Source organism: Caballeronia sp. AZ1_KS37, assembly GCF_023631165.1.
GTDB classification, from domain to species: Bacteria; Pseudomonadota; Gammaproteobacteria; order Burkholderiales; family Burkholderiaceae; genus Caballeronia; species Caballeronia zhejiangensis.
In genome coordinates this window covers 1-233 of sequence record NZ_JALQDP010000080.1, presented here as the reverse complement: position 1 = coordinate 233, position 233 = coordinate 1, and the positions used below count along the sequence as shown (strand labels likewise).

The following is a 233-nucleotide window of genomic DNA, read 5'->3' as shown; positions in this document are numbered from 1 at the left end:
CGGGTATCGTCATCGCGCAGCACCGTCCGGTGTCCTTCCAGAGGACCACTTCCTGCTCGTCGGTTCGATCCGGTTGCCGGCGCTTCCGCTGCGCGCTGGCCTGCATGGGGAGATTCTGCGGATCGTGGAGCAGATCTCCGTTGACTCAAATCAAACGATGGCATCGCGAAAACAGATGCGTCATTCATTGACCTGGCTCAAGGCCGCGCTGCGCGCTGCGCTTAGCATCGGCG

The 233-nt window shown here is 61.8% G+C and carries 1 protein-coding gene; it reads left to right on the top strand.

What is annotated here, in order from left to right; all coding sequences use genetic code 11:
- Positions 1–233: hypothetical protein (locus NCS00_RS33295; protein ID WP_250442283.1), on the top strand; the 233-nt coding region annotated here is incomplete at both ends.